Annotated in this window: 19 protein-coding genes; 12 read left to right on the forward strand and 7 right to left on the reverse strand. The window is 70.5% G+C overall.

Features of this window, described 5'->3' with window-relative positions; all coding sequences use genetic code 11:
- Positions 1-6: 6 nt before the first annotated feature.
- Positions 7-486, reverse strand: a complete 480-nt coding sequence (locus ABGI63_RS04285; protein ID WP_349741213.1) for a copper chaperone PCu(A)C — start codon at positions 484-486, stop codon at positions 7-9.
- Between the two features lie 105 nt (positions 487-591).
- Between ABGI63_RS04285 and ABGI63_RS04290 the strand changes: the two genes are divergently transcribed.
- The 4 genes from ABGI63_RS04290 to ABGI63_RS04305 all read left to right on the forward strand — a co-directional run bounded on the left by ABGI63_RS04290 (position 592) and on the right by ABGI63_RS04305 (position 5,804).
- Positions 592-1,830: a hypothetical protein gene (locus ABGI63_RS04290; RefSeq protein WP_349741214.1), complete on the forward strand. Its 1,239-nt coding sequence runs from the start codon at positions 592-594 to the stop codon at positions 1,828-1,830.
- Between the two features lie 56 nt (positions 1,831-1,886).
- Positions 1,887-4,658 (forward strand): PAS domain S-box protein, encoded by a 2,772-nt coding sequence (locus tag ABGI63_RS04295; protein WP_349741215.1) that lies wholly within the window; start codon positions 1,887-1,889, stop codon positions 4,656-4,658.
- A 14-nt stretch (positions 4,659-4,672) separates the two neighbouring features.
- A complete protein-coding gene (locus tag ABGI63_RS04300; RefSeq protein ID WP_349741216.1) occupies positions 4,673-5,227 on the forward strand; it encodes a tRNA-uridine aminocarboxypropyltransferase in 555 nt (184 codons plus the stop codon).
- Positions 5,228-5,318: 91 nt separating this feature from the next.
- A complete protein-coding gene (locus ABGI63_RS04305; protein ID WP_349741217.1) occupies positions 5,319-5,804 on the forward strand; it encodes a hypothetical protein in 486 nt (161 codons plus the stop codon).
- Between the two features lie 86 nt (positions 5,805-5,890).
- On the opposite strand, the gene ABGI63_RS04310 is transcribed toward ABGI63_RS04305, so the two are convergent.
- Entirely contained in the window at positions 5,891-6,796 is a 906-nt protein-coding gene (locus tag ABGI63_RS04310; protein ID WP_349741218.1) for a LysR substrate-binding domain-containing protein, read from the reverse strand.
- Positions 6,797-6,902: 106 nt separating this feature from the next.
- Here ABGI63_RS04310 and ABGI63_RS04315 point away from each other — a divergent pair, with 106 nt between their 5' ends.
- Together ABGI63_RS04315 and dkgB are read left to right on the forward strand one after the other, a co-directional pair.
- Positions 6,903-8,105, forward strand: coding sequence for an MFS transporter (locus ABGI63_RS04315; RefSeq protein ID WP_349741219.1), 1,203 nt, complete (start codon positions 6,903-6,905; stop codon positions 8,103-8,105).
- A 23-nt stretch (positions 8,106-8,128) separates the two neighbouring features.
- Positions 8,129-8,938 (forward strand): 2,5-didehydrogluconate reductase DkgB, encoded by an 810-nt coding sequence (gene dkgB / locus ABGI63_RS04320; RefSeq protein WP_349741220.1) that lies wholly within the window; start codon positions 8,129-8,131, stop codon positions 8,936-8,938.
- Here the strand turns inward: dkgB and ABGI63_RS04325 are convergent, their stop codons facing one another.
- Positions 8,939-10,690, reverse strand: coding sequence for a methyl-accepting chemotaxis protein (locus ABGI63_RS04325; protein ID WP_349741221.1), 1,752 nt, complete (start codon positions 10,688-10,690; stop codon positions 8,939-8,941). It lies immediately after the preceding gene.
- Between the two features lie 98 nt (positions 10,691-10,788).
- Positions 10,789-11,685, reverse strand: coding sequence for a LysR family transcriptional regulator (locus ABGI63_RS04330; protein ID WP_349741222.1), 897 nt, complete (start codon positions 11,683-11,685; stop codon positions 10,789-10,791).
- Positions 11,686-11,781: 96 nt separating this feature from the next.
- Here ABGI63_RS04330 and ABGI63_RS04335 point away from each other — a divergent pair, with 96 nt between their 5' ends.
- The 3 genes from ABGI63_RS04335 to ABGI63_RS04345 are packed head-to-tail and all read left to right on the forward strand — an operon-like array spanning position 11,782 to position 14,872.
- Complete coding sequence (locus ABGI63_RS04335; RefSeq protein WP_349741223.1) at positions 11,782-12,711, forward strand: hydroxymethylglutaryl-CoA lyase; 930 nt, start codon at positions 11,782-11,784, stop codon at positions 12,709-12,711.
- Positions 12,708-13,859 (forward strand): CaiB/BaiF CoA transferase family protein, encoded by a 1,152-nt coding sequence (locus ABGI63_RS04340; protein WP_349741224.1) that lies wholly within the window; start codon positions 12,708-12,710, stop codon positions 13,857-13,859. Before ABGI63_RS04335 ends, ABGI63_RS04340 begins: the two co-directional genes overlap by 4 nt.
- A 38-nt stretch (positions 13,860-13,897) precedes the next feature.
- Positions 13,898-14,872: a tripartite tricarboxylate transporter substrate binding protein gene (locus tag ABGI63_RS04345; RefSeq protein ID WP_349741225.1), complete on the forward strand. Its 975-nt coding sequence runs from the start codon at positions 13,898-13,900 to the stop codon at positions 14,870-14,872.
- Between the two features lie 16 nt (positions 14,873-14,888).
- Here the strand turns inward: ABGI63_RS04345 and ABGI63_RS04350 are convergent, their stop codons facing one another.
- Positions 14,889-16,232 carry a TIGR03790 family protein gene (locus ABGI63_RS04350; RefSeq protein ID WP_349741226.1) on the reverse strand — a complete coding sequence of 448 codons (1,344 nt, stop codon included), beginning with the start codon at positions 16,230-16,232 and terminating at the stop codon, positions 14,889-14,891.
- Here ABGI63_RS04350 and ABGI63_RS04355 point away from each other — a divergent pair.
- Both ABGI63_RS04355 and ABGI63_RS04360 read left to right on the forward strand, forming a co-directional pair.
- Positions 16,216-16,599, forward strand: coding sequence for a hypothetical protein (locus tag ABGI63_RS04355; protein WP_349741227.1), 384 nt, complete (start codon positions 16,216-16,218; stop codon positions 16,597-16,599). The two genes, ABGI63_RS04350 and ABGI63_RS04355, sit on opposite strands and share 17 nt — an antisense overlap.
- 66 nt (positions 16,600-16,665) lie before the next feature.
- On the forward strand, positions 16,666-17,427 hold the full coding sequence (locus tag ABGI63_RS04360; protein WP_137945528.1) for a sulfite exporter TauE/SafE family protein: 762 nt from the start codon (positions 16,666-16,668) through the stop codon (positions 17,425-17,427).
- On the opposite strand, the gene ABGI63_RS04365 is transcribed toward ABGI63_RS04360, so the two are convergent.
- Entirely contained in the window at positions 17,381-19,753 is a 2,373-nt protein-coding gene (locus tag ABGI63_RS04365; protein WP_349741228.1) for a sensor histidine kinase, read from the reverse strand. The two genes, ABGI63_RS04360 and ABGI63_RS04365, sit on opposite strands and share 47 nt — an antisense overlap.
- Entirely contained in the window at positions 19,753-20,553 is an 801-nt protein-coding gene (locus ABGI63_RS04370) for a response regulator (protein ID WP_349741229.1), read from the reverse strand. Before ABGI63_RS04370 ends, ABGI63_RS04365 begins: the two co-directional genes overlap by 1 nt.
- A gap of 202 nt (positions 20,554-20,755) precedes the next feature.
- Between ABGI63_RS04370 and ABGI63_RS04375 the strand changes: the two genes are divergently transcribed.
- Positions 20,756-22,471 carry a ShlB/FhaC/HecB family hemolysin secretion/activation protein gene (locus ABGI63_RS04375; RefSeq protein WP_349741230.1) on the forward strand — a complete coding sequence of 572 codons (1,716 nt, stop codon included), beginning with the start codon at positions 20,756-20,758 and terminating at the stop codon, positions 22,469-22,471.
- Positions 22,472-22,477: the final 6 nt, after the last annotated feature.

Here is a 22,477-nt window from a genome sequence, read left to right on the forward strand (position 1 = left end):
CGGCGCTCAGTGCTTGTGCTCGCTATGGCCCTCGTGCTTGGCGGCCGCCGCGCCCAGCGCCCGCACCTGGGCCTTGACCTCGACGGTCTCGCGCTTGCCGGCCTTGTCCTCGAACACCAGGGTCAGCGGCAGCGTGTCGCCGACCTTCACCTGCTGCTTCAGGTCCATCAGCATCAGGTGATAGCCGCCGGGCTTGAGCTCGACGCTCTTGCCGGCCGGCAGCTCCAGCGCCGGGATCTGGCGCATCTTCATCACATGGTTGTCCATCGCCATCTCATGCAGCTCGACGATGGGTACGGCGCTGGAGCTGACCGAGACCAGGCGGCTGTCCTTGGCGGCGCTCAGCTGCATGAAGGCGCCGGTGGCTCTCTGCTGCGGCACGGTGGCGCGCACCCAGGCGTCCTTGACGGTGACCTGGGCCGAGGCCGTGGCCATCAGGGCGGCGCCCAGACCGAGGGCAATCAGCGAGGAGGTGATCAAACGCATGGCAGGAGATTCCGGGTTGGCGAGAAGGCAGGCGGGCGTGCCGGGGCATTCTAGTGTTCGTCCGGAGGCCGGGCCGGACGCGCAAAGCTGGCAGACTGCGCGGCAATGACATTGTTTTTGCGCTGCTCTTTCTACTTCTTGGCCGCGCTGTCGCTGACGGCCTTGCTGGCCCTGGCGCTGGCCCTGCAGACCGCGCCGGCCGTGCCCCAGCCGCCGGCGATCTCGGCCGCCGATGTGGCCAAGGCCCGCAACTTCCTGCGCCGCAACGACCCGCGCCTCGGGCCGCCGGGCGAGCTGCGCTCGGTCCAGGTGTCGGAGGCCGAGCTGGCCCTGCTGCTGAACTATCTGTCCAGCCGCCACCCGCAGCTGGCGGCCCGGCTGAGCCTGCAGGACGGCCATGCGCTGGCCCGCGCCAGCCTGGCGCTGGGCGGACCGTTCTGGCTCAATGCCAGCGCGCGCCTGGTGCAGAACGGCGGCCTGCCGCGCATCGTGGACCTGCGCCTGGGCCGGCTGCCGCTGCCCGACTGGCTGACCGCGCTGCTGCGCGAGCGGGCGCTGGCGCGCGTCGCGGCCTTCGAGGAAGCGCGGCTGCTGCGCCAGATGATCAAGCATGTGGCGCTGGAGCACGGTCGGGTGCAGCTGGCCTATGAATGGCATGCCGACAGCTACCGCCGCATGCTGGACTCGCTGCTGCCGGCCGCCGATCAGGCGCGGCTGCGCGCCTATTCGGACCGGCTGGTGCAGCTGGCCGCCAAGCAGCCGGGCCCGGTGTCGGTGGTCGCGCTGCTGACGCCGCTGTTCCAGCTGGCCGCCGAGCGCACGGCCGCCGGCCAGGACGCGGCGGCCGAGAACCGCGCCGCGCTGCTGAGCCTGGCCGCCTATGCCAGCGGCCAGGGCCTGGGCCGGCTGGTGCCGGCCGCGCGCGGCTGGCCCCAGCCCCGGCCGCTGGAGGTGCAGCTCTATGGCCGGCCTGATTTCCCGCTGCATCTGCTGATCTCGGCGGTGCTGGCGGCCGAGGGCGGCGGGCCGCTGGCCGACGCCGTGGGCCTCTACAAGGAGCAGGCCGATGTCCGCGGCGGCAGTGGCTTCAGCTTCAACGACATCGCCGCCGACCGCGCCGGCAGCCGGCTGGGGCTGCTGGCCGTGCAGCGCCCGCAGGCGCTGCAGCAGCGTCTGGCCGCCGGCCTCAGCGAGGCCGAGCTGCTGCCCGATGTCTCCGATCTGCCCGAGTTCCTCAGCGCCGCCGAGTTCCGGCAGCAGTACGGCGGCCCCGAGGCGCCGGCCTACCGCGCGATGATGGCCAGGATAGAGGCGCTTTTGGATGACAAGCCCTTGTTGCCCTAGGCAAGTCCCGTCCCCGATACTGCCCGGCAAACCAGCATAGAACCCAGGCCTAGCGAATGTCGTCTGCCGCGCGTCCCGACCCCGCCCCCGAGGCGCCCCATCCGCTGGGCGACGAGCGCGCCAGCTATGCCGCGCTGATCGACCACATTCCGCAAAGCGTCTTCATCAAGGATGCGCAAGGCATCTACCAGGCCGTCAACAAGCATTACGCGATGCGCTTCGGCCGCACGCCGGCCGAGATCATCGGCCGCGACGACTACGCGCTGCATCCACGCGAATGGGCCGACAAATACCGTGCCGACGATGCCCGGGTGATGGCGCGCGGCGAGGTCGAGGCCTTCGACGAGCAGGATGTGCACGAAGGCATGGACAGCACGGTCCACACGATCAAGACGCCCATCTTCGACGCCCAGGGCCGGGCGGTCGGGGTCTGCGGCATCTTCTGGGAGGTCGGCGAGCAGCGCGAGCTGGAGCGCCGGCTCAAGGACAGCGAGGCCACGCTGCGCGCCATCTACGACAAGGCGCAGGAGGGCATTCTGGTGGCCCGGGTGGCCGATGGCCGGCTGCTGATGGCCAACCCGGCCTGCTGCCGCATGCTGGGCTATACCGAGGCCGAGATGCTGGCGCTGACGCCGCCCGAGCTGCATCCGCCCAATGCGATACCGCGGATGCGCCAGGTGATGGCGCGCATCGAGCGGGGCGACTTCAGCCTGGCCCAGGAGCTGGCGTTCCGGCGCAAGAGCGGCGAGGTCTTCTACGCCGATGTCAGCCCGATGCTGGTGACCTTGCAGGACCAGCAATGCCTGCTGGCGGTGCTGCGCGATGTCACCGAGAAGCGGCTGGCGCGCGATCAGCTGGCGCGCAGCGAGGCCTTGCTGGCCGAGGCCCAGACCATGGCCCATCTGGGCAACTGGAACTACGACGTCATCAGCGGCCAGTCGACCTGGTCGGACGAGGAGTTCCGCCTGTTCGGCTTCACGCCCGGCCTGGTGCGGCCCAGCCTGGACCTGGCGCTGCAGGTCGTGCATCCGGACGACCGCGAGCGCCTGCGCAGCACCGTCGAGCGGCCGCTGCTGCCGGGCCAGACGCCGTCCTACCGCATCGAGTTTCGCGTGCTGCGCCCCGACGGCGAACGGGTGCTGGAGGAGATAGGCCGGGTTCAGCATGACGCGGCCGGCCAGGCGCTGCGCCTGTTCGGCACGACCATGGACGTGACCGAGCGGCGCCGCGCCGCCCAGGCCCTGGCCGACAGCGAGCAGCGCTTCCGCCTGCAGATCGAGCTGGCGCCCGAGGCCATCATGATGTTCGACGCCGATGCCGGCTGCTACTGCGAGGTCAACGAGAACGCGGTGCGCCTGTTCGGCCTGGCGCGCGATCAGCTGATGGGCTGCAGCCCGGGCCAGCTGAGCCCGCCGACCCAGCCCGACGGCCGGCCCAGCCTGGCGGCGTCCCAGGGCTGGATGCGCCAGGCCCTGGATGGCGGCAGCCCGGTGTTCGAATGGACGCACAGACACAGCAGCGGCCGCGACGTGGCCTGCGAGGTGCGGCTGGTGCGCATGCCGGCGGCCGGCCAGCGCCTGGTGCGCGGCAGCATCACCGACATCACCGCGCGCAAGCAGGCCGAGCGGGCGCTGCAGCAGCTCAATGAGGAGCTGGAGCAGCGCGTGCTGGACCGCACCGCCGAGCTGCTGCAGGCCAAGCAGGAGGCCGAGCGGGCCAATGCCGCGAAGAGCGATTTCCTCTCGCGCATGAGCCATGAGCTGCGCACGCCGCTGAACGCGATCCTGGGCTTCGGCCAGCTGCTGGAGCTGCAGCTGCGCGAGCCCGGGCAGACCGACTATCTGCGCGAGATCCTGAAGGCCGGCGAGCATCTGCTGGACCTGATCAACGAGGTGCTGGACCTGGCGCGCATCGAGTCCGGCAAGTTCGCGGTTGCGCCCGAGTCGGTGGCGCTGGCGCCGCTGCTGGCCGACTGCCTGTCGCTGCTGCGCCCGCAGGCCCATGCGCGCGCCATCCGCATGCAGGCCGAGCCCGGCGCCGAGGCGCTGCTGGTCTGGGCCGATCCGGTGCGACTCAAGCAGGTGCTGCTGAACCTGCTGTCCAACGCGATCAAATACAACCGGCGCGAGGGCTGGGTCACGATAGGCAGCCGGACGCTGGGCGGGCGCTTGCGGCTGACGGTGGCCGACAGCGGCGTCGGCCTCAGCGCGGAGCAGCGCGCGCGGCTGTTCGTGCCCTTCGAGCGGCTGGCGGCCGACCAGGCCGCGATCGAGGGCACGGGTATCGGCCTGGCCATTGCCAAGCGCCTGGTCGAGCTGATGGAGGGCCGCATCGGGGTCGAGAGCCGGCCCGGTGTGGGCAGCGAGTTCTGGATCGAGCTGCCGCTGGCGCAAGGCTCGCAGGCACTGCCCCTGCCCGCATCGGCACCGGCGCCGGCACTGCCGCCCGACAGCGCGCCGAGCTGGCGGCTCCTCTGCATCGAAGACAACGCGGCCAATCTGCATCTGGTCGAGAGCATCGTCGCGATGCGGCCCGGCATCGAGCTGCTGAAGGCGCTGGGCGCGCACGGCGGCCTGGCGCTGGCGGCCGAGCAGCGGCCGGCGCTGATATTGCTGGACATCAATCTGCCCGAGCTCGACGGCTATGCGGTGCTGCAGCGCCTGCGCGCCGACCCGGCCACCCGCGGCATCCCGGTGGTCGCGGTCAGCGCCAATGCCAAGCCCGAGGATCTGGCGCGCGGCCGGGCGGCGGGCTTCGACCACTATCTGACCAAGCCGCTGGATGTGGCGCGTTTCCTGAGCCTGCTCGACAGCCTCGGACCGGCCTGAGCGCCACGGCGACCATGACCCGCGCCCGCTGCACGCGCTGCCTGCGCCCGCAAAGCCATTGCATCTGCGCGCTGGCCGCGCCGGTGGACAACGCGCTGGAACTGCTGATCCTGCAGCACCCGCTGGAGGAGCGCCAGGCCAAGGGCACGGCCCGGCTGCTGCATCTGTGCCTGGCACGCAGCCGGCTGCTGGTCGGCGAGGTCTTCGAGCCTGACGAGCTGGCGCCGCTGCTGGACGGCGCGGTGCTGCTCTATCCGGAAGATCCGGCGCGGCCCGGGCCGCCGCTGCCGGCCGCGCCGAGCCGGCTGATCGTGCTGGACGGCACCTGGCGCAAGAGCCGCAAGATGCTGGCGCTGAACCCGCTGCTGCAGACCCTGCCGCGGCTGAGCTGGGAGCAGCCGCCGGCCTCGCGCTACGCGGTCCGCAAGGCCCAGCGCACGCATCAGCTCTCGACCCTGGAGGCGGCCGCCCTGGCCCTGGAGCAGCTCCAGGGGCGCGAGCAAGCGCCGCTGTGGCGGGCTTTCCAGGGCCTGGTGGACAGCTTGGGCCCGGCCATCAAGCAGGGGTAAGACCGACCCTTGAGATGAGGGGTGCGCGTGGTTTTCAGCGACGCAATCCATCAGAATCGGGTCACGTCCATCCCTAGTTTGTCAGGGCTTCATGAAACACTCGCGGCGCATCGGTGCCTTCGCCTCCGGGCTGGCCCTCTACAGCACGGCGGTGATGCTGGGCGGCACGCTGGCCGGTCTGCGCCTGCCCTCGGTGCTGAGTTCCTTGTGGGGGCATACGGAGAGCCTGCCGCAGCTGCTGGCCGAGGCCGCCGTCTATGCCCTGCCCATCTTTGTGCTGGCCCTGAGCTGGAGCTATGTGACGCTGCGCCCCTACCGGCGCGGCCGCTGGCCCGCCACCGCCTGGTGTCTGGGCGGCCTGGGTCTGGCCTGGCTGGCCTGGCTGATGTACGGCGTGGTGTGCGCGGCCGACACCACGTCTCTGGTCGCGGTGCCGCTGATCACCTTGCTGCTGTCGCCCCAGGTGCCGCCGCTGTGGGGCCTGCTCAATGGGCTGGCGGTGCTGGCCGGTGTGCTGGTCGCGGCCGCGCTGGCCCGGCGCCACGCCCTGCTGCAAGGCCTGACGCGCAGCCGCTGAGCGGGGCGCCGACGTACCGACCTGCGTCGCTGCTCGGCGAACGCCGCCTGCTGTCGCCGCCGCAGGCCTGAGCCGCGCACCGCTCGCTAGCGCAGCACCCAGGTGCAGCCGGCGATGCGCTCGGCCACATGGTCGAGAAAGCAGGCGATGCGGGCCGCCAGCTGGGTGTTGCGGTAGTAGACCGCGTTGATCGGCTGCAGCACCTCGACCGTGTCCTTGACCAGCACCTGGACCAGATCGCCGCGCTCGCGATCGGCCTGGGTCATGAAGTCGGCCAGGCAGACCAGGCCCTGGCCGGCCAGCGCCAGCTGGCGCAGGGTCTCGCCGCTGGAGGCCTGCAGGCTGGGCGTGATGCGCAGCGCATCGCCCTGCGGGTGGCGCAGCGGCCAGTCGTTCAGGCTCTCCGGTTGCGCAAAGCCCAGCAGGCTCAGGCCGGCCAGGTCGGCCACCGTCCGGGGCCGGCCCACCGCCTTCAGATAGGCCGGGCTGGCCAGCACGCGCAGCCGGCTGCTGCCCAGCGGCCGCGCGTGCAGCGTGGAGTCGCGCAGCGCGCCGATCCGAAAAGCCACGTCGGTGCGCTGCTCCAGTAGGTCGATGTTCAGCTCATCGCTGTTGAGCTCCAGCTCCAGCTCGGGATAGCGCGCGCGCAGCTCGCCCAGCAGCGGCACCAGCACATGCAGCATGAAGGGCGAGGCGGCATTGACACGCAGCCGCCCGGCCGGCTTCTGGCGGCGCTGGGCCAGCTGGTCTTCGGCCTCCTCGACCGAGTCGAGAATCTTGCGCGCCCGGCTCAGCAAGACCTGACCCTCCTCGGTCAGCGCGAGCCGGCGCGTCGTGCGGCTCAAGAGGCTGGTGTCCAGCTTCTCCTCCAGCCGCGCCAGCGAGCGGCTGACGGCCGAGACGGTCTGGCCCAGGCGCTCGGCGGCAGCCGTGATCGAGCCGCCGTCGACCACGGCGACCAGGGTCTGCAATTCATCGAGCGTGGTCTTCATTCTTGAAGTTTATTCAAGAATCTATCGCGGGATCTGGGGTTTATCTGCAAAGGCGGCGCGGCCACACTGCGGCCACTTTCTTTCAAGCATCCCGGAGTTCCTCATCATGCCTCTTGCCCTCTGGGCGCTGACCCTCAGCGCCTTTGCCATCGGGACGACCGAGTTCGTCATCGTCGGCCTGATCCCGACCCTGGCCGCCGACCTCGGCGTCAGCGTGCCCTCGGCGGGCCTCTTGGTCAGCCTCTACGCGATGGGCGTGGCCATCGGCGCTCCGGTGCTGACCGCGCTGACCGGCCGCGTGCCGCGCAAGGCCTTGCTGCTGGGTCTGATGGTCTTGTTCACCGCCGGCAATCTGCTGGCCTGGCAGGCGCCCGGCTATGAGAGCCTGATCACCGCCCGCATCGTCACCGGCCTGGCGCACGGCGTGTTCTTCTCTATCGGCTCGACCATCGCCACCGGCCTGGTGCCCAAGCACAAGGCCGCCAGCGCGATCGCGACCATGTTCACCGGCCTGACCGTGGCCCTGGTGACCGGCGTGCCGCTGGGCACCTTCATCGGCCAGCACTTCGGCTGGCGCGCGACCTTTCTGGCGGTCGCCGCGCTGGGCCTGATCGCCTTTGTCGGCAGCCTGGTCTTCGTGCCCAGGAACATCGCGCACAGCAAGCCGGCCTCGCTGCTGCAACAGGCGGCCGTGCTGCGCGAGCCACGCCTGCTGCTGGTCTATGCGATGACGGCGGTCGGCTATGGCGGCTCGTTTGTGGCCTTCACCTATCTGGCGCCCATTCTGCAGGACGTCGCCGGCTTCGATGCCAGTGCGGTCGGCCTGGTGATGCTGGCCTACGGGGTGTCGGTCGCTGTGGGCAATATCTGGGGCGGCAAGCTGGCCGACCAGCGCGGGCCTATCGGCGCGCTGAAGATCATCTTCGCGCTGCTGGCCGCGGTCTTGCTGCTGCTGGCCTTCACCGCCGGCTCCAAGCCGCTGGTGGTGCTGACCGTGCTGCTGTGGGGCGCGGTGGCCTTCGGCAATGTGGCCGGGCTGCAGGTCTATGTGGTGCAGCAGGCCGAGACCCACGCGCCGCGCGCCATCGATGTGGCCTCGGGCCTGAACATCGCGGCCTTCAATCTGGGCATCGCCGGCGGTGCGCTGCTGGGTGGCGAGATTGTCGCGCGCTGGGGCCTGCTGAACACGCCCTGGATCGGCGCCCTGGTGGTGCTGGGCGCGCTGGGCCTGACGGCCTGGAGCGGCGCCTTGGACAGGCGCAGCGGCTTCAGCCCGTCACGCGGCGGGGCGGCAGCGGTCGGCCATTGATTCACTGATTGCAAGGTCAAACCATGAACGACACCATCCCCGCCTTCGGCCTCGGCACCTTCCGCCTGAAGGACCAGATCGTCATCGACTCGGTCACCACCGCGCTGGAACTCGGCTACCGGGCCATCGACACGGCCCAGATCTATGGCAACGAGGCCGAGGTCGGCCAGGCGATGGCCGCGAGCGGCGTGCCGCGCGAGCAGCTGTTCCTGACGACCAAGGTCTGGACCGATCAGCTGGCCGGCGACCGGCTGATCCCAAGTCTCAAGGACAGCCTGGCCAAGCTGCGCACCGACTACCTCGACCTGAGCCTGATCCACTGGCCCTCGCCGGGCGGCGCGGTGCCGCTGGCCGAGACCCTGGCGGCGCTGATGGAGGCCAAGGCGCAGGGCCTGACACGCCAGATCGGCGTCTCGAACTTCACGGTCGATCTGCTGAAGCAGGCGATTGCCGCGGTCGGCGCCGAACACATCGCGACCAATCAGATCGAGCTGCATCCCTACTTGCAGAACCGCAAGATCGTCGAGTTCGCGCGCAGCCAGGGCGTGCCGATCACGTCCTATATGACCCTGGCCTATGGCGCGGTGCTGAAGGACGAGCGGATCACCGGCATCGCGGCGGCGCACCGCGCCACGCCGGCCCAGGTCGTGCTGGCCTGGGCCTTGCAGCTGGGCCATGCGGTGATCCCGTCTTCGACGAAGCGCGAGAACCTGGCCAGCAATCTGCTGGCGCAGCAGCTGGTGCTGAGCCCGGCCGAGATGGCGCAGATTGCGAGCCTGGAACGCGGCGGGCGCCTGGTCAATCCAGAGGGCCTGGCGCCGAGCTGGGACTGATCAGAACGATTCCCACTCGTCGGTGGTCGGCGCCGGGCTGGCCTTGGGCGCGGGAGCCGGCGCAGGACGGGCGACCGGCTTCGGCGGTGCCGGCTTCCTCGCCGCCACCGGCGCGGGACGCGGCGCGCTCTTGGTGATCGGCTTCGGCGACGGCGCCGTGATGGCGGCCCTGGCCTGGAACTGCTGGTCCACCTTAAACACCGACACCACCTCGGCCAGCCGTGCCGACTGCTCGCGCAGCGACTGCGCGGCGGCGGCCGATTCCTCCACCAGCGCGGCGTTCTGCTGGGTCATGTGATCGAGGTTGGTGACGGCCACATTGACCTGCGCGATGCCGTCACGCTGCTCGGTGGCGGCCGAGGCGATCTCGCCGATCAGGTCGGTGACGCGCTTGACGCTGCTGACGATGTCCTGCATCGCGGTGCCGGTCTGCTCGACCAGCTGCGCGCCCGACTCGACCCGCTCGACCGAGGCGCCGATCAGGGTCTTGATCTCCTTGGCGGCCTCGGCCGAGCGCTGGGCCAGCGAGCGCACCTCGGAGGCCACGACCGCGAAGCCCCGGCCCTGCTCGCCGGCGCGCGCCGCCTCGACGGCCGCGTTCAGCGCCAGGATATTGGTCTGAAAGGCGATGCCGTCGATGGTGCCGATGATGTCGCCGATCTTGCGCGAGCTCTCGGTGATCTGGGCCATATTGCTGACCACCTGCTCGACGACATGGCCGCCACGCACCGCAGCCTCCGCGGCCGAGCCGGCCAGCTGGTTGGCCTGGCGGGCGGTGTCGGCCGAGTGGCCGACCGTGGCCGTCAGCTCTTCCATCGAGCTGGCGGTTTCTTGCAGGCTGGAGGCGGTCTGCTCGGTGCGGGCACTCAGGTCATGGTTGCCGGTGGCGATCTCGCTGGAGGCGGTGGACACCGATTCGATGCCCTGGCGCACCTCGCCGACCACGCGGCGCAGCTGAGCCACCATGCGCTCCATCGAGCCCAGCAGCAGGCCGAACTCGTCGCGGCGGTCGACATGCACCGAGGTGGTCAGGTCACCGCCGGCGATCTGGTCGGCCGCCTTCATGGCCTGGGCCAGCGGCTGCTGGATCGAGCGCACCAGCCAGACCGCGCCGGCGATCAGGCCGATCACGACCAGCGTGATCAGCAGGCCGGCGATGCGCACCGTGCTCTTGCGCTGCTCGGCCAGCGCCGCCAGGATCTCGGTCTTGGCGCGGACCTGCTCCTCGGCAAATTCATTCAAGGCCTTCAGATAGACATCGACCGCCGGATTGAAGCGCGCGCTCAGCTCCTGGGCTGCGGCCGCCGGGTCGGTGGCCTTGATGCCGCGGATCTTGGCCAGCGAGTCCAGCACGGTCTTGCGCTCGGCCGCGACCTTGTCCATCAAGGCCTTGTCCTTGTCGCTCAGCTCCATGCCCTCGATGGCTTTCTGGACCTTGCTGATCTCGCCGATGGTGGAGCCGATCACTTCCTTGAACAAGGCATCGACGGCCGGGTCGGTGCTGGCGGCCGAGGCCTGCACCCGCACGACATTGGTGGTGGTCAGCCCGGCCCAGCGCCTGGCGGCATCGACCTTGGCGTCCATCGCGGCGGCCACGGCGGTGGTCTGCTCCTGCACCTTGGCGCTGCGCACGGCAGCGAAAGTGATCACCGCGATCAGCGCGACGATGACCGCGATCACCGAAGCCCAAAGGCGAAAAGCCACGCTGTGGCGACCCAGCGAACTCGCTGGCGATGGGGTCATGTCTTGCATGAAGGCTTCTCCGAAACGGGGTGGCGTGCTGACAAGCGAGCTAGCCTAGGGCATCGCCGCCCGCGGCAGCCGTCGAAAAAGCCGGCTTTCCGACGCCTTCAGCGCTCGGCCATGCTGGCCAGGTACTCGCACATGCGCTCACCGGCCGCCGACAAGCCGCCGGGCCTGAAGCACACGGCGAAGCGCCGCCGCGCCCAGGCGTCGCTGAGCGTGATCAGGCGCACGCCCCGCCCGAGATAGGCGCCGCCGACCTGGCGCGGCACGACCGCGATACCCAGATTGGCCGCGACAACACGAAAGGCCGCGTCGAAATTGGACACGATGACGCGGTAATGCAGGCTGCCGCCGGCCTGGGCGGCGGCGCGCCTGAGCATCATGTGCACCGCGGTGGCCGGCTGCAGGCCCACATGCTCGTGCGCCAGCGTGTCGGCGAAGGCGAGCTTTTTGTGGCGCGCCAGCGGGTGCTCCGCATGCACGGCCAGCGCCAGTTCGTCGCGTCGGTACGGCCGGGTGGCCAGGCCTTCGAAGGCGATGCTGTCCCAGCAGACACCCAGCGCCGCGCTGCCGTCGCGCACCACGCGCACCAGGTCGCGGGAGTAGCGTTCCTCGATATCGACCTTGATGAGCCGGTTTTCCGGCGCGCGCATGAAGGCCGCGACATCGTCCAGCAGGCGCTCGGCGATCGCCGAGGCGCTGGCGACCAGGCGCACATGGCCTTGCGTGCCGGCGCTGAAGGCGGCCATGTCCTGCTCGACCTGCTCCATCGTGAACAGCATGCTGCGCGCATGCTCCAGCAGGGCCTGGCCGGCCGGCGTCGGCAGCACGCCGCGCCGACCCCGCAGCAGCAGCGGCGTGCCCAGATCGGTCTCCAGCGCGGCAATGCGCTTGCTGATCGCCGAGGGCTCGATGTGCTCCTGCAGCGCGGCCTGCTTGATGTTCTGGTGTTCGCAGACGGCCACCAGCAGGCGCAGGGTCTTGAGGTCGAGGTCGCGCATGTCTGGAATTCCGATTCGGCACTTCAGGGCTGACAACATACCACTTGTGAAGCTGGTGGGAATCTCTAGAGTCCGGGCATCAAGGAGACAAGACCGATGACAGCCCAGACGGTTCAGATCCGCGAGGTCGGCCTGCGCGACGGCCTGCAAAGCATCCAGCGCGTGCTGCCCACCGCGCAGAAGCTCGAGTGGCTGCGCGCCGAATACGCGGCCGGCGTGCGCGAGATCGAGGTGGGTTCCTTCGTGCCGGCACGGCTGCTGCCGCAGCTGGCCGACACCGGCGAGCTGCTGAGCCACGCCAAGCGCGAGCTGCCCGGCCTGTTCGTCTCGGTGCTGGTGCCCAATCTGCGCGGCGCCGAGGCGGCCATCGCCGGCGCTGCCGACCTGATGATCCTGCCCTTGTCGGCCAGCGCGCTGCACAGCCAGGCCAATCTGCGCAAGAGCCCGGACGAAGTGGTCGCCGAGCTGGGCCGCATCCGCGCCGCCCGCGACGCGGCCGGCAGCCGGACCCTGATCGAGGGCGGCGTCGGCACGGCCTTCGGCTGCACCTTGCAGGGCCGGGTCGAGCCGGCCGAGGTGCTGCGCCTGATGCAGGCCCTGCTGGACGCCGGCGCCGACCGTGTCAGCCTGGCCGACACGGTGGGATTTGCCGACCCGCGCGCGGTGCGCGAGCTCTGCGAGGCCGCGCGCAAGATCGCCGGCGAGCGCTTTTGCTGCGGCCATTTCCACGACACCCGCGGCCTCGCGCTGGCCAATGTCTGTGCGGCGCTGCAGGCCGGCGTGACCCGCTTCGACGCCTCGCTGGCCGGCATCGGCGGCTGCCCCCATGCGCCCGGCGCCAGCGGCAATGCCGCGACCGAGGACCTGGCCTTCATGCTGGCCAGCATGGGCTGCCAGACCGGCGTCGACCTGAATGCCTTGCTGGCCCTGCGCCGGCGCGTCGCCGGCTGGCTGGAGGGCGAGCCGCTGCACGGCAGCCTCTGGCGCGCCGACCTGCCCAAGACCATGGATGTGAGAAGCGCATGACCGAAGATCAAGGACCACTGCCGCTGGCCGGTATCCGCGTGCTCGAGTTCACCCATATGGTGATGGGCCCGACCTGCGGCATGATCCTGGCCGATCTCGGCGCCGAGGTCATCAAGATCGAACCGCCCGGCGGCGACAAGACGCGGCGCCTGCCGGGTCTGGGCATCGGCTTCTTTCGCAGCTTCAACCGCAACAAGAAAAGTGTCGTGCTGGACATCCAGAGCGAGGCCGGCCGCGCCACCGCGAAGGAACTGATCGCCGCCAGCGATGTGGTGCTGGAGAACTTCCGCCCCGGGCTGATGAGCGGCCTGGGCCTGGACTACGAGAGCCTGTCCACCACCCAACCGGGCCTGATCTATGTCTCGCACAAGGGCTTTCTGCCCGGGCCCTACGAGCACCGCACCGCGCTCGACGAGGTGGTGCAGATGATGGGCGGGCTGTCCTATATGACCGGTCCGAAGGGAAGGCCGCTGCGGGCCGGCACCTCGGTCAACGACATCATGGGCGGCATGTTCGGCGCCATCGGCGTGCTGGCTGCGCTGCGCGAGCGCGAGGCCACCGGCCGTGGGCAGGAGGTGCAGAGCGCGCTGTTCGAGAACTGCGTGTTCCTGTCGGCCCAGCATATGCAGCAGTTCTCGATGACCGGCGAGCCGCCGCCGCCCATGCCCTCGCGGGTCTCGGCCTGGAGCGTCTACGACGTCTTCGGCCTGAAGGACGGCGAGCAGCTCTTCATCGGCGCGGTCAGCGACAAGCAATACCTGACCCTGTGCCGTCTGCTGGACCGCCCCGACCTGGCCGCCGATCCGGCGCTGCAGACCAATGCGCAGCGCGTCGCGCTGCGGCCGCAGCTGCTGGAACAACTCGGCGAGAGCCTGAAGACGCGCGAGATCGGCGAGCTCAGCGCCGCGCTGGAGGCCGTGGGCCTGCCCTACGCCCCCATCATGCGGCCCGAGCAGCTGCTGGACGATCCGCATCTGCGCGCCAGCGGCGGGCTGGCGCCGATGCAGACGGAAGATGGCGGCTCCACCGATGTCGTGCTGCTGCCGCTGCTGATGGGCGGGCGCCGGCCGGGGGTGCGCATGCCGCTGCCCGGCATCGGCCAGCACACCGACGAGATTCTTGCCCGCCTGAAAGCACCGATCACCTGACGCTCGCCCGACACAACAACAACCGGAGACAAAAAACCATGAGCTTGCTCAACCGCCGCGCCCTGGTGGCGCTCGCTGCCCTCCTCGCTGTCGGCGGTGCCCATGCCGACAGCGCCACCGACAAACCGCTGCGCCTGATCCTGCCGGTCGGTGCCGGCTCGGGCGTGGACACCATCATCCGCGCCGTCACGCCGGCGCTGTCCAAGGCGCTGGGCGGCCAGGCGGTGGTGATCGAGAACCTGCCGGGGGCCGGCGGCATCACCGGCACGGCGACCCTGGTCAAGGCCGCGCCCGATGGCCTGACCCTGGGCGTGGTCTCGAACAACCATGTGGTCAATCCCAGCGTCTACAAGAAGATGCCCTTCGATGCGCTGAACGACATCACGCCCATCATGGTGGTGGGCGCGACGCCCTTTGTGCTCGTCGTCAATCCATCCAAGCTGCCGGCCACCAACGTCAAGGAACTGGTGGCCTTGCTGAAGGCCAAGCCCGATGTCTACAACTACGCCTCCTCGGGCAACGGCACCATCCTGCATCTGGGCGCCGAGATGTTTGTCGACGAGGCCGGTGTCGTGATGCGCCATATTCCCTACAAGGGCGTCGGCCCCATGGTGGCCGACCTGATCGGCGGCCAGGTCGACCTGGGCGTGCTGTCCCTGCCCTCGATCCAGGGTCATCTGAAGAGCGGGGCCTTGCGCGCCATCGGCGTCGGCAGCGCTGCGCGGGTGCCGGCCGCGCCCGAGATTGCCACCGTGGCCGAGCAGGGCCTGCCGAACTATGCGATCGAGGGCTGGTTCGCGGTGGTCGGCCCGGCCAAGCTGCCAGCGGCCCAGCTCAGGCGCTTCCACGCGGCGTTCACGGCGGCCTTGGCCGCGCCCGAGGTCCGCGAGGCGATGGCCAGGCAGGGCAATGTGATCAACCCGACGACGCCGGAAGCGGCCGCCAGCTTCTTCCGCAGCGAGCAGGAGCGCTACGCCAAGCTGGTCAAGAAGGCCGGCATCAGCCTGGACTGAGTCGCCGGGCGCCGGCTCAGCTGCTGCTCGCCAGCGTGCAGCGCTGCGCGCTGTCGGTGGGGCAGGGGCCGACCCAGCGCAGCCGGGTGGTGCCGGCCGGCGGCAGCGGGGCGCGCAGGGTCTGCATCTGGGCACGTTCCGGCGTCAGGCCGGCCAGCGCGATCCAGGCGCCGGCGCTGTCCTGGTATTCCAGCGCGTAGGCGCTGCCCGGGCGCAGCGCGCGGGTGCTGATCAGGTACTGGCCGCCGTCTATCGTGAACGAGGGCGTGTCGGCAAAGGGCCGGGCCAGCGGCTCGCCGACGAACAGGCCCTGGCCCGGCCATTGCACCGACTTCCAGTAGGCCTCGATCAGGCTGGCGCCACGGTAGTAATGGTCGATCAGCACCGAGGCGCGCGAGAACTTCTGCGTGAAATTGCAGGGCTCCTCGACCGTGCCGTAGCTGGCCGTCGCACCGGCATCGAGCCAGGCGGTGACGGGCATCTGGCCCAGGCCGTCGGGCAGGTGGCCGCCGAAGGAGGTCAGATGGTCCGCCACCGCGCCGGGGCGGAAGCTGTTGCCCGCCAGACCCGGCACCCGGCTCAGGCCGGTGAAGTAGAACAGCACGTTGCTGCGGCCGCTGAGGCTGTCGCTGCCGCTGCCGGCCGCGTTGTCGAGATGCTCCAGCCGAAGGCGGCCGGCCCAGGCGGCGGGCAGTGCCAGATAGTCGGGGTAGCGCACGCTGCGCGCCGCATCGCTGCTGCGCAGCAGATAGCCGTCGCCGCCGGGCTGGCTGGCGTCGGCGGCCACGCCGCGGGCGATCAGGGCCTGGGCGGCCTCCAGCGTGCGGGCGCCCAGCATCATGGCCGGCCGGATGCGGTGGTCGCTCCAGGGCCGGCGCGACTCCGAGTCGTACAGCGGCGAGGCGGCGGTGGCGCTGCAGCGGTTCGAGCAGTAACGCTCGTCGAAACCCAGGGCCAGCGCGCTGGTGATGCTCATCGAGCAGCTGGGGCCGGCCACCCGCGACGGCGCGGTCCAGGTCAGCAGGCTCGCTTGCGCGGTGCCGGGCAGCCTGGCGTCGATCTCGGCCTTCAGCAGCGCGAAGTCGGCCGCCGAGATGACATCGGACCGGCTCGGCAGCCGCAGCCGTATCAGCTGGCTCGCCGCCAGGCCGCGTGCCGTCTGGTAGTGGCTGGCGATGGCCTCGGACAAGGTATCGCCCTCGGCGACCAGCACCGCCAGCTCGGCCGCGCTCAGCGCGGTGCCGGGCAGGCTCAGCGTTGGCGCAGGCGTCACAGGAGGAGGGGCGGCATCGCCGCCGGAGCTGCCACCGCCGCAGCCGGCCAGCAGCAGGATCAGGGCCGTTATGGATGAAAAGCGCATGCAGCGATCTTTCCATGCGCCGCAGCCGGCCAAGCCCGGAAAAAACCCATTCCGGCGACCGCGCTTGTCGGCATCCACACCACGCCGGGCGCCGCAAATTTGCGCGATCCCCGCCGGGATCGTCGCGATGGGTGCGTGTCAGAAAAATGACATCTTCATGCTTGAAGGCATTGATCGGAACAGTGAGCGCCTGCTCACGCACCAAAAAAGAGCTTTGTCACAAGTGAAAACCCCAAGTGCGTGCATGGCTTTGAATCCCTACATTCCATCTCACTCGATGCAGTCGTTGTGCGAACAGCGGTTGCTAGGCGGGGCTGAGGAGACAAACAAAGCAAGCAATTCAAAGCAATTCGAACGATTTCAGTGACACTGTCACCATTCGCGGGCACCTTGATGGTGCCCGTTTTATTGTTGCCGTCCGGAATCACGTCGCATGCTTGAGCTTGTCACCGTCGCCCTGGCCTCCCTGCTGGCCGGTTTTGTCGATGCCGTGGTCGGCGGTGGTGGGCTGGTGCTGGTGCCGGCGCTGTTCAGCGTCTTTCCGAGTGCCGCGCCGGCCACGCTGTTCGGCACCAACAAGGGCGGCGCGATCTGGGGCACGGCCTGGGCCACGGCGCAATTCGCGCGCCGCGTCACCCTGCCCTGGCATGCCCTGCTGCCGGCCGCCGGCGCCGCGCTGCTGGGCAGCTTCGCCGGCGCCTGGTCGGTCACGCTGGTCGACCCCAGCGGCTTGCGCAAGGCGTTGCCGCTGATCCTGCTGGCGGTGCTGATCTACACCCTGGCCAAGAAGGACCTGGGCCGCGAACATGCGCCGCGCCACAGCGGCGCCAGCGAGGCCTGGCTGGCCAGCGCCATCGGCCTGGTGATCGGTTTCTACGACGGCTTCTTCGGCCCCGGCACCGGCAGCTTCTTCGTCTTCCTGTTCGTGCGCTTCCTGGGCTTCGACTTCCTGCACGCCTCGGCCAGCGCCAAGCTGCTGAACACGGCCACCAATGCCGCGGCCCTGCTGCTGTTCGCGATGAAGGGCCATGTCTGGTGGCATATCGCGGCGGTGATGGCCGTCACCAATGTGCTGGGCAGCCTGCTGGGCACGCGCATGGCCTTGAAACATGGCGCGGGCTTTGTGCGCGGGATGTTTGTCGTCGTGGTCAGTGCGCTGATATTGAAGACGGGCTGGGATGCCTTCCTGCGCTGAGGGTTTGCATGGCGGCCCACCAGGCGTGTTCGGGCGCCGGCTTGTAGAGCAGGGCGTCCGGCGCCGGCCGTGCGCTGCAGCAGATCAGCCGCATGCCGGGATGGCGCCGGCGCAGCGCCGCCAGGCTTTGCAGATCGCCCTGGGGCAGGCTGGCCGGCTCGACGATCAAGAGCGCGGGTTCGACGCCAAAGGTATCGAGCGCCATGGCCTCGGCCAGTGACGCGGCCTGCAGGCAGTCGTAGCCGCTCAGGCTCAGGCGCTCGCTGAGGGCCTGCCGGGCGCTGTCGCAGGCGTCGAGCACCAGGGCCAGGCCCTGGTCCAGCAGCGGTGCGGCGCTCAGGCCCCGCAGTGCCGGCCAGTCGACCTGGGCCTCCTCGGCGCTCGGCGCGGGCATGCTGAGCTCGAAGCGGCAGCCCTCGCCGGGCCGGCTGTGCAGCTGGAGGCTGCCGCCCATCGCAAGCACCGTCTGGCGGGCAATGCTCAGGCCCAGACCCAGGCCGGGGATGCCGTTGCTGGAGGCCGGGCGCACAAAGGGCTCGAACAGCTGGGCCTGGTCGGCGGAGGCGATGCCGGGCCCGGTGTCGGCGACCGTCAGGCACAGCCGGCCCTCGCGATAGTCGGCGCCCAGCGTGATCTGGCCATCGCGGGTGAACTTGGCGGCATTGGAGAGCAGATTGAACAGGGCCTGGCGCAGCCGCTTGGCGTCGAGCTCGAGCACGCTGGGCAGCGCCGGCGCCAGCCGCAGGCGCAGCCGGTTGCCATTGCTGCGCGCCAGACCCTGGGCCTGCTGATGCAGCTCCAGCAGCAGGCCGTGCAGATAGCAGGGCGCCGTCAGCACCTCGGGGGCGGCGCTGGCCGTCGGGGCCCGGGCAAAGCGCTGCAGCTCGTCGATCATCTCCAGCAGCAGCTGGCTGCCATGCTCGATGGCGCGCCGGTCCTGCTCGAAGCCGGCATCGGGTTGCAGCCGCCGGGCCAGCTGCACCACCGAGGCCAGCGGCGCGCGCAGGTCATGGCCCAGATAGCCCAGCAGCCGGCCCTTGGCGGCATCGCTGGCCTGCGCGCGGGCGCTGGCGGCCAGCAGCTCGCGGGTGCGCAGCTGCACGGCGGTCTCCAGCGCCACCTCATGCTGCAGGCGCTGGCGCCGCACGCGCTGCAGCATGGCCAGCAGCACCACCAGGCAACCCAGCAGGCCGACAAAAGGCGGGGCGTAGTCGACCAGGCTGGAATGGGGCTGCCAGCCCAGCAGGCTGAACACCCGTGGCAGCAGCCCGATCAGATGCAGGGCCACCGCCGCCCCCCAGGCCCAGGCCAGCGGGCGGCGCTGCCGCACCGCACGCACGCAGGCCACCGCCATCAGCAGGCCCAGGCCGGCATTGAGCAGGCTGGCCATGGTGGTGCCCAGGCGGTAGTCGCCCCAGAAGCACAGGCCCAGGGCCAGCACGTCCAGCAGGGCCAGCGCCTGCATGCCGCGATGCCAGCGCGGCTGGAACCGGGCCGTGTCGAGCAGCCGGGTCAGCGCGGCCAGCTCGAACAGATGGGCCAGCACCCCGAAGCTGCCCAGCGCCCGCACGGCCCAGTCGGTGGCCTGCGGCCAGAACAGCATGAAGGCGGTGCCGCGCATGCCGCTCTCGTAGAACACGAAGGCGCCCAGATAGAGCGCCACATAGGCGTAAGCCCGCTCGCGCTGGGCCAGGCCCATCAGCAGGGTGGCCACCATCAGCAGCAGCGCGAAGCCGATCACCATGCCGTCCAGCCACAGCCGGGTCTGCTCGTGGCGCAGCAAGGTCTCGCGCGGCCACAGGCTCAGGTCCAGCGCGATCGCGCTGCGGCTGGCCACGCGCAGCCACAGGGTCTGGCGCTCGCCCGGGGCCAGCGTCAGCACGAAGGCGCTTTCGCGCAGCGGCAGCTCGCGCGCGGCAAAGGGCTGGTCGGTGCCGGCCCGGCGCAGGAGCAGGCCGTCCGATGCGGGACCGGCCTGGTACAGGCTGACGCTCTCCAGCCGCGCCGGGCGCAGCAGCAGCCAGCGCAGCTGGGGCTGGCTGCCGGGGTTGTGCAGCTGCAGCCGCAACCAGTAGGCTTCGGCGCTGTAGCCGGGGGTCAGGCGGCGCTCATCGACCGCCATCCAGGCCGATTCGGGCAGGGCCTGGATGGCCGCCGGCCCCTGGCTGGCGTCACGGTCGACATGCAGGCGCAGCGCCGAGTTCAGGGCCTGCGGCCCCGCGCCGGACTCGGCCAGCGCCAGCCAGGGCGCGGCGAAGGCCTGGCTGCACAGCAGCAGCCACAGCAAGGCCGCGCCGCAGCGCCAAGCCTGGAGCTTTCCGCGCATCAGGCGATCAGGCTGGGTTTGCGCAGCGATTCCCGGTAGTTCTGCGGGCTGCAGCCATGCCGTTCACGGAAGGCGGTGGCGAAATTGCCCGGGTTGCTGTAGCCGACGCTGAAGGCGATGTCCTGCACGCTCATCAAGGTGTCGGCCAGCAGGCGCTGGCCGACGCGCACCCGCTCGTCGCTGATGAAGCCCGAAACGGTCTGCCCGAGGTGGTTGCGGAACAGGGCCAGCAGCCGTTTCTCGCTCATGCCCACCTGCTGGGCCACCAGGCTGACGCTCTGCAGCTCGGCCAGATGGTCGCGGATATAGCGGATGGCGGTCTGCAGCAGCGGCTGTTCGGGATGGCGCGGTGCGCTGGTGTCGGCGGCATCGCCGCGACCCTGGCGGATCTGCGCGGCGAGCTGCAGATGGACGCAGACCCGCGCCAGCACCTCCTCCGGGTGGAAGGGCTTGCAGATGTAGTCGACGGCGCCCAGCCTCAGGCACTGGGTGCGGAAGTCCGGGGCGCTGTGTGCGCTCAGGAACAGCACCGGGATGGCGGCGGTCAGCGGGTCGGCCTTCAGCAGGCGGCACAGGGCCAGCCCGTCCATATCGGGCAGCGTGATGTCCAGCAGTATCAGATCGGGCCGCAGCGCCTGGGCGCGCTGCAGGCCGGCCTGGGCGCTGGGCGCGAGCGCCAGGCGGTAGTCCGCACGCAGCAGCTGGGTCAGCCAGCGCAGCTCCTCGGGCACGTCATCGATCAGCAGCAGCAGGGGCGGCTCGGCGCTGGCAGTTGCGGCGTCAGATACAAATTGAGACATAGTTCACGATTGTCGTTGAGCCGGCGTGACCGGCCTCAGCCCCCCGAGTGAGTGGCTGTGCCGCCTATCGCACGGCCGAAGCGCCGATAAACCCGCCGCCCGCCCCGCTTATCTGTTTCAGCAAAGAAGGCGGTGTTTTTGGCAAACCCCGCTCCGTTGCCGCCGCCCGATAAAGCCGCCATGTGTAACAGCGGAGGCTTTGATGGCGTCCAAGAAAAAGAAGTTCGGTCTGGCCGGCATGGCCCTGATCCCGATGGCCCTGGCGGCGGCGCCCGATGCCGGCCAGCTGCTCAATGAACAGCAGCGCCTGAACAGCGGCCCGGGCCGTCCGGCCCTGCAGCGCCCCGCGGAGGCGCCGGCCACGGCGCTGGACCGGAACGCCGGTTTCAAGGCCTTGATCAGCCGGGTGCGCTTCAGCGGCGCCGAGGGCCTGGCCGATGCGGCCGAGCTGCAGGCCTGGGTGGCCGGCGCGCTGGGCCAGCACCTCAGCCATGCCGAGCTGCAGGCGCTGGCCGGCCGGGTGACGAGCCGGCTGCAGGCCAAGGGCTTCATGTTGGCGCGGGCCTATCTGCCGCGCCAGGACCTCAGCGAGGGCGAGCTGGAGATCGCGGTGCTGGCCGGGCGTCTGGAGTCCGGGCCGCAGCGGGTGCAGCTGGGCAATCGCAGCCCTGTGGCCGATGCCCAGCTCAATGCCATCGCCCAGGCGGCCCTGCCGGCCGGCCCGGTGCGGGGCGAGGACCTGGAGCGCGCCCTGCTGCTGATCAACGACCTGGCCGGCGTCAGCGCCCGCTCCACCCTGGAGCGCGGCAGCGAGCCCGGCAGCAGCCGGCTGCTGCTCAAGGCCGAGCCGACCGCGGCGCTGCGCGGCAACGTCAGCCTCGACAACTTCAGCAACCGCTACACCGGCGCGGCCCGCGCCAGCGCGCTGCTGAGCCTGGCCAATCCGCTGCAGCGCGGTGACAGCCTGGGCCTGTCGCTGAGCGCCAGCACCGGCAACAAGGCGGCCAGCGCCAGCTATGTGCTGCCGCTGACGCCCCAGGGCCTGCGCCTGAGCCTGGGCGCCTCGCTGCTGGCCTACAAGATCGGCGCCGAGCTGAAGACGCTGGACCTGCATGGCCAGGCGCGCAGCGTCGGCGCCGGGCTGAGCTACCCGCTGCAGCGCAGCCGGGCCGGCAATGTCTGGGCCCAGCTCGACATCGAGGCCAAGCAGCTCAGCGACGACAGCGCCAGCGGCAATCTGCGCGAGCGGCGCCTGCAGCGCCTGCAGTTCGCGCTGTTCGGCAACCGCTGGGACGAGCTGGGCGCCGGCGGCTCGACCGAGTGGTCGCTGGGCGGCAGCGCCGGCAAGCTCAATCTGGCCGGCAATGCGCTGGACCAGACCGTCGACGGCCTGACGGCGCGCACCCAGGGCGGCTACAGCAAGGCCTCGCTGCGGCTGGCCCGCACGCAGGCGCTGGATGCGGCCGGCGACTGGGCGGTCTATGGCTCGCTGAGCGCGCAGCTGGCCGGCGGCAATCTGGACTCCTCGGAGAAGTTCGGCCTGGGCGGCCCCGGCGGTGTGCGGGCCTATGCGGTTGGCGAGGGCAGCGGCGACGCCGGCTGGCTGGGCAGCGTCGAGCTGCGGCGCGAGTTCCGTGCCGGCGAGCGGCTGCGCGGCCAGGCCCTGGCCTTTGTCGACGGCGGCCGCGTCAGCCTGCATGCCTCGCCCTGGGCTGGGGCCCTGGCGGCGGGCAAACCCAATGGCTATCAGCTCGGCGGTGTCGGTCTGGGCCTGAATCTCTATGCCGAGCGCTGGCAGATGCGCGCCGCCTGGGCCCGTGCCGTGGGCGGCAATGCCGGCCGCCAGGCCAATGGCCTGGACGCCGATGGCCGCAGCGCGCGCTCGCGCCTGTGGCTGCAGGCCAGCCTGAACTACTGAGCGCAA

The organism is Roseateles cavernae (assembly GCF_040187885.1).
Taxonomy (GTDB): domain Bacteria; phylum Pseudomonadota; class Gammaproteobacteria; order Burkholderiales; family Burkholderiaceae_C; genus Roseateles_E; species Roseateles_E cavernae.

What these genes read in the sequence shown, in the direction of transcription:
- ABGI63_RS04360 (WP_137945528.1), top strand. Translation starts at nt 16,666, where the DNA reads ATGCTTGAGCTTGTCACCGTCGCCCTGGCCTCCCTGCTGGCCGGTTTT.
- ABGI63_RS04340 (WP_349741224.1), top strand. Translation starts at nt 12,708, where the DNA reads ATGACCGAAGATCAAGGACCACTGCCGCTGGCCGGTATCCGCGTGCTC.
- ABGI63_RS04305 (WP_349741217.1), top strand. Translation starts at nt 5,319, where the DNA reads ATGAAACACTCGCGGCGCATCGGTGCCTTCGCCTCCGGGCTGGCCCTC.
- ABGI63_RS04365 (WP_349741228.1), bottom strand. Translation starts at nt 19,753, where the DNA reads ATGCGCGGAAAGCTCCAGGCTTGGCGCTGCGGCGCGGCCTTGCTGTGG.
- dkgB (WP_349741220.1), top strand. Translation starts at nt 8,129, where the DNA reads ATGAACGACACCATCCCCGCCTTCGGCCTCGGCACCTTCCGCCTGAAG.
- ABGI63_RS04325 (WP_349741221.1), bottom strand. Translation starts at nt 10,690, where the DNA reads ATGCAAGACATGACCCCATCGCCAGCGAGTTCGCTGGGTCGCCACAGC.
- ABGI63_RS04355 (WP_349741227.1), top strand. Translation starts at nt 16,216, where the DNA reads ATGGATGAAAAGCGCATGCAGCGATCTTTCCATGCGCCGCAGCCGGCC.
- ABGI63_RS04345 (WP_349741225.1), top strand. Translation starts at nt 13,898, where the DNA reads ATGAGCTTGCTCAACCGCCGCGCCCTGGTGGCGCTCGCTGCCCTCCTC.
- ABGI63_RS04375 (WP_349741230.1), top strand. Translation starts at nt 20,756, where the DNA reads ATGGCGTCCAAGAAAAAGAAGTTCGGTCTGGCCGGCATGGCCCTGATC.
- ABGI63_RS04310 (WP_349741218.1), bottom strand. Translation starts at nt 6,796, where the DNA reads ATGAAGACCACGCTCGATGAATTGCAGACCCTGGTCGCCGTGGTCGAC.
- ABGI63_RS04295 (WP_349741215.1), top strand. Translation starts at nt 1,887, where the DNA reads ATGTCGTCTGCCGCGCGTCCCGACCCCGCCCCCGAGGCGCCCCATCCG.
- ABGI63_RS04370 (WP_349741229.1), bottom strand. Translation starts at nt 20,553, where the DNA reads ATGTCTCAATTTGTATCTGACGCCGCAACTGCCAGCGCCGAGCCGCCC.
- ABGI63_RS04285 (WP_349741213.1), bottom strand. Translation starts at nt 486, where the DNA reads ATGCGTTTGATCACCTCCTCGCTGATTGCCCTCGGTCTGGGCGCCGCC.
- ABGI63_RS04315 (WP_349741219.1), top strand. Translation starts at nt 6,903, where the DNA reads ATGCCTCTTGCCCTCTGGGCGCTGACCCTCAGCGCCTTTGCCATCGGG.
- ABGI63_RS04350 (WP_349741226.1), bottom strand. Translation starts at nt 16,232, where the DNA reads ATGCGCTTTTCATCCATAACGGCCCTGATCCTGCTGCTGGCCGGCTGC.
- ABGI63_RS04290 (WP_349741214.1), top strand. Translation starts at nt 592, where the DNA reads ATGACATTGTTTTTGCGCTGCTCTTTCTACTTCTTGGCCGCGCTGTCG.
- ABGI63_RS04300 (WP_349741216.1), top strand. Translation starts at nt 4,673, where the DNA reads ATGACCCGCGCCCGCTGCACGCGCTGCCTGCGCCCGCAAAGCCATTGC.
- ABGI63_RS04330 (WP_349741222.1), bottom strand. Translation starts at nt 11,685, where the DNA reads ATGCGCGACCTCGACCTCAAGACCCTGCGCCTGCTGGTGGCCGTCTGC.
- ABGI63_RS04335 (WP_349741223.1), top strand. Translation starts at nt 11,782, where the DNA reads ATGACAGCCCAGACGGTTCAGATCCGCGAGGTCGGCCTGCGCGACGGC.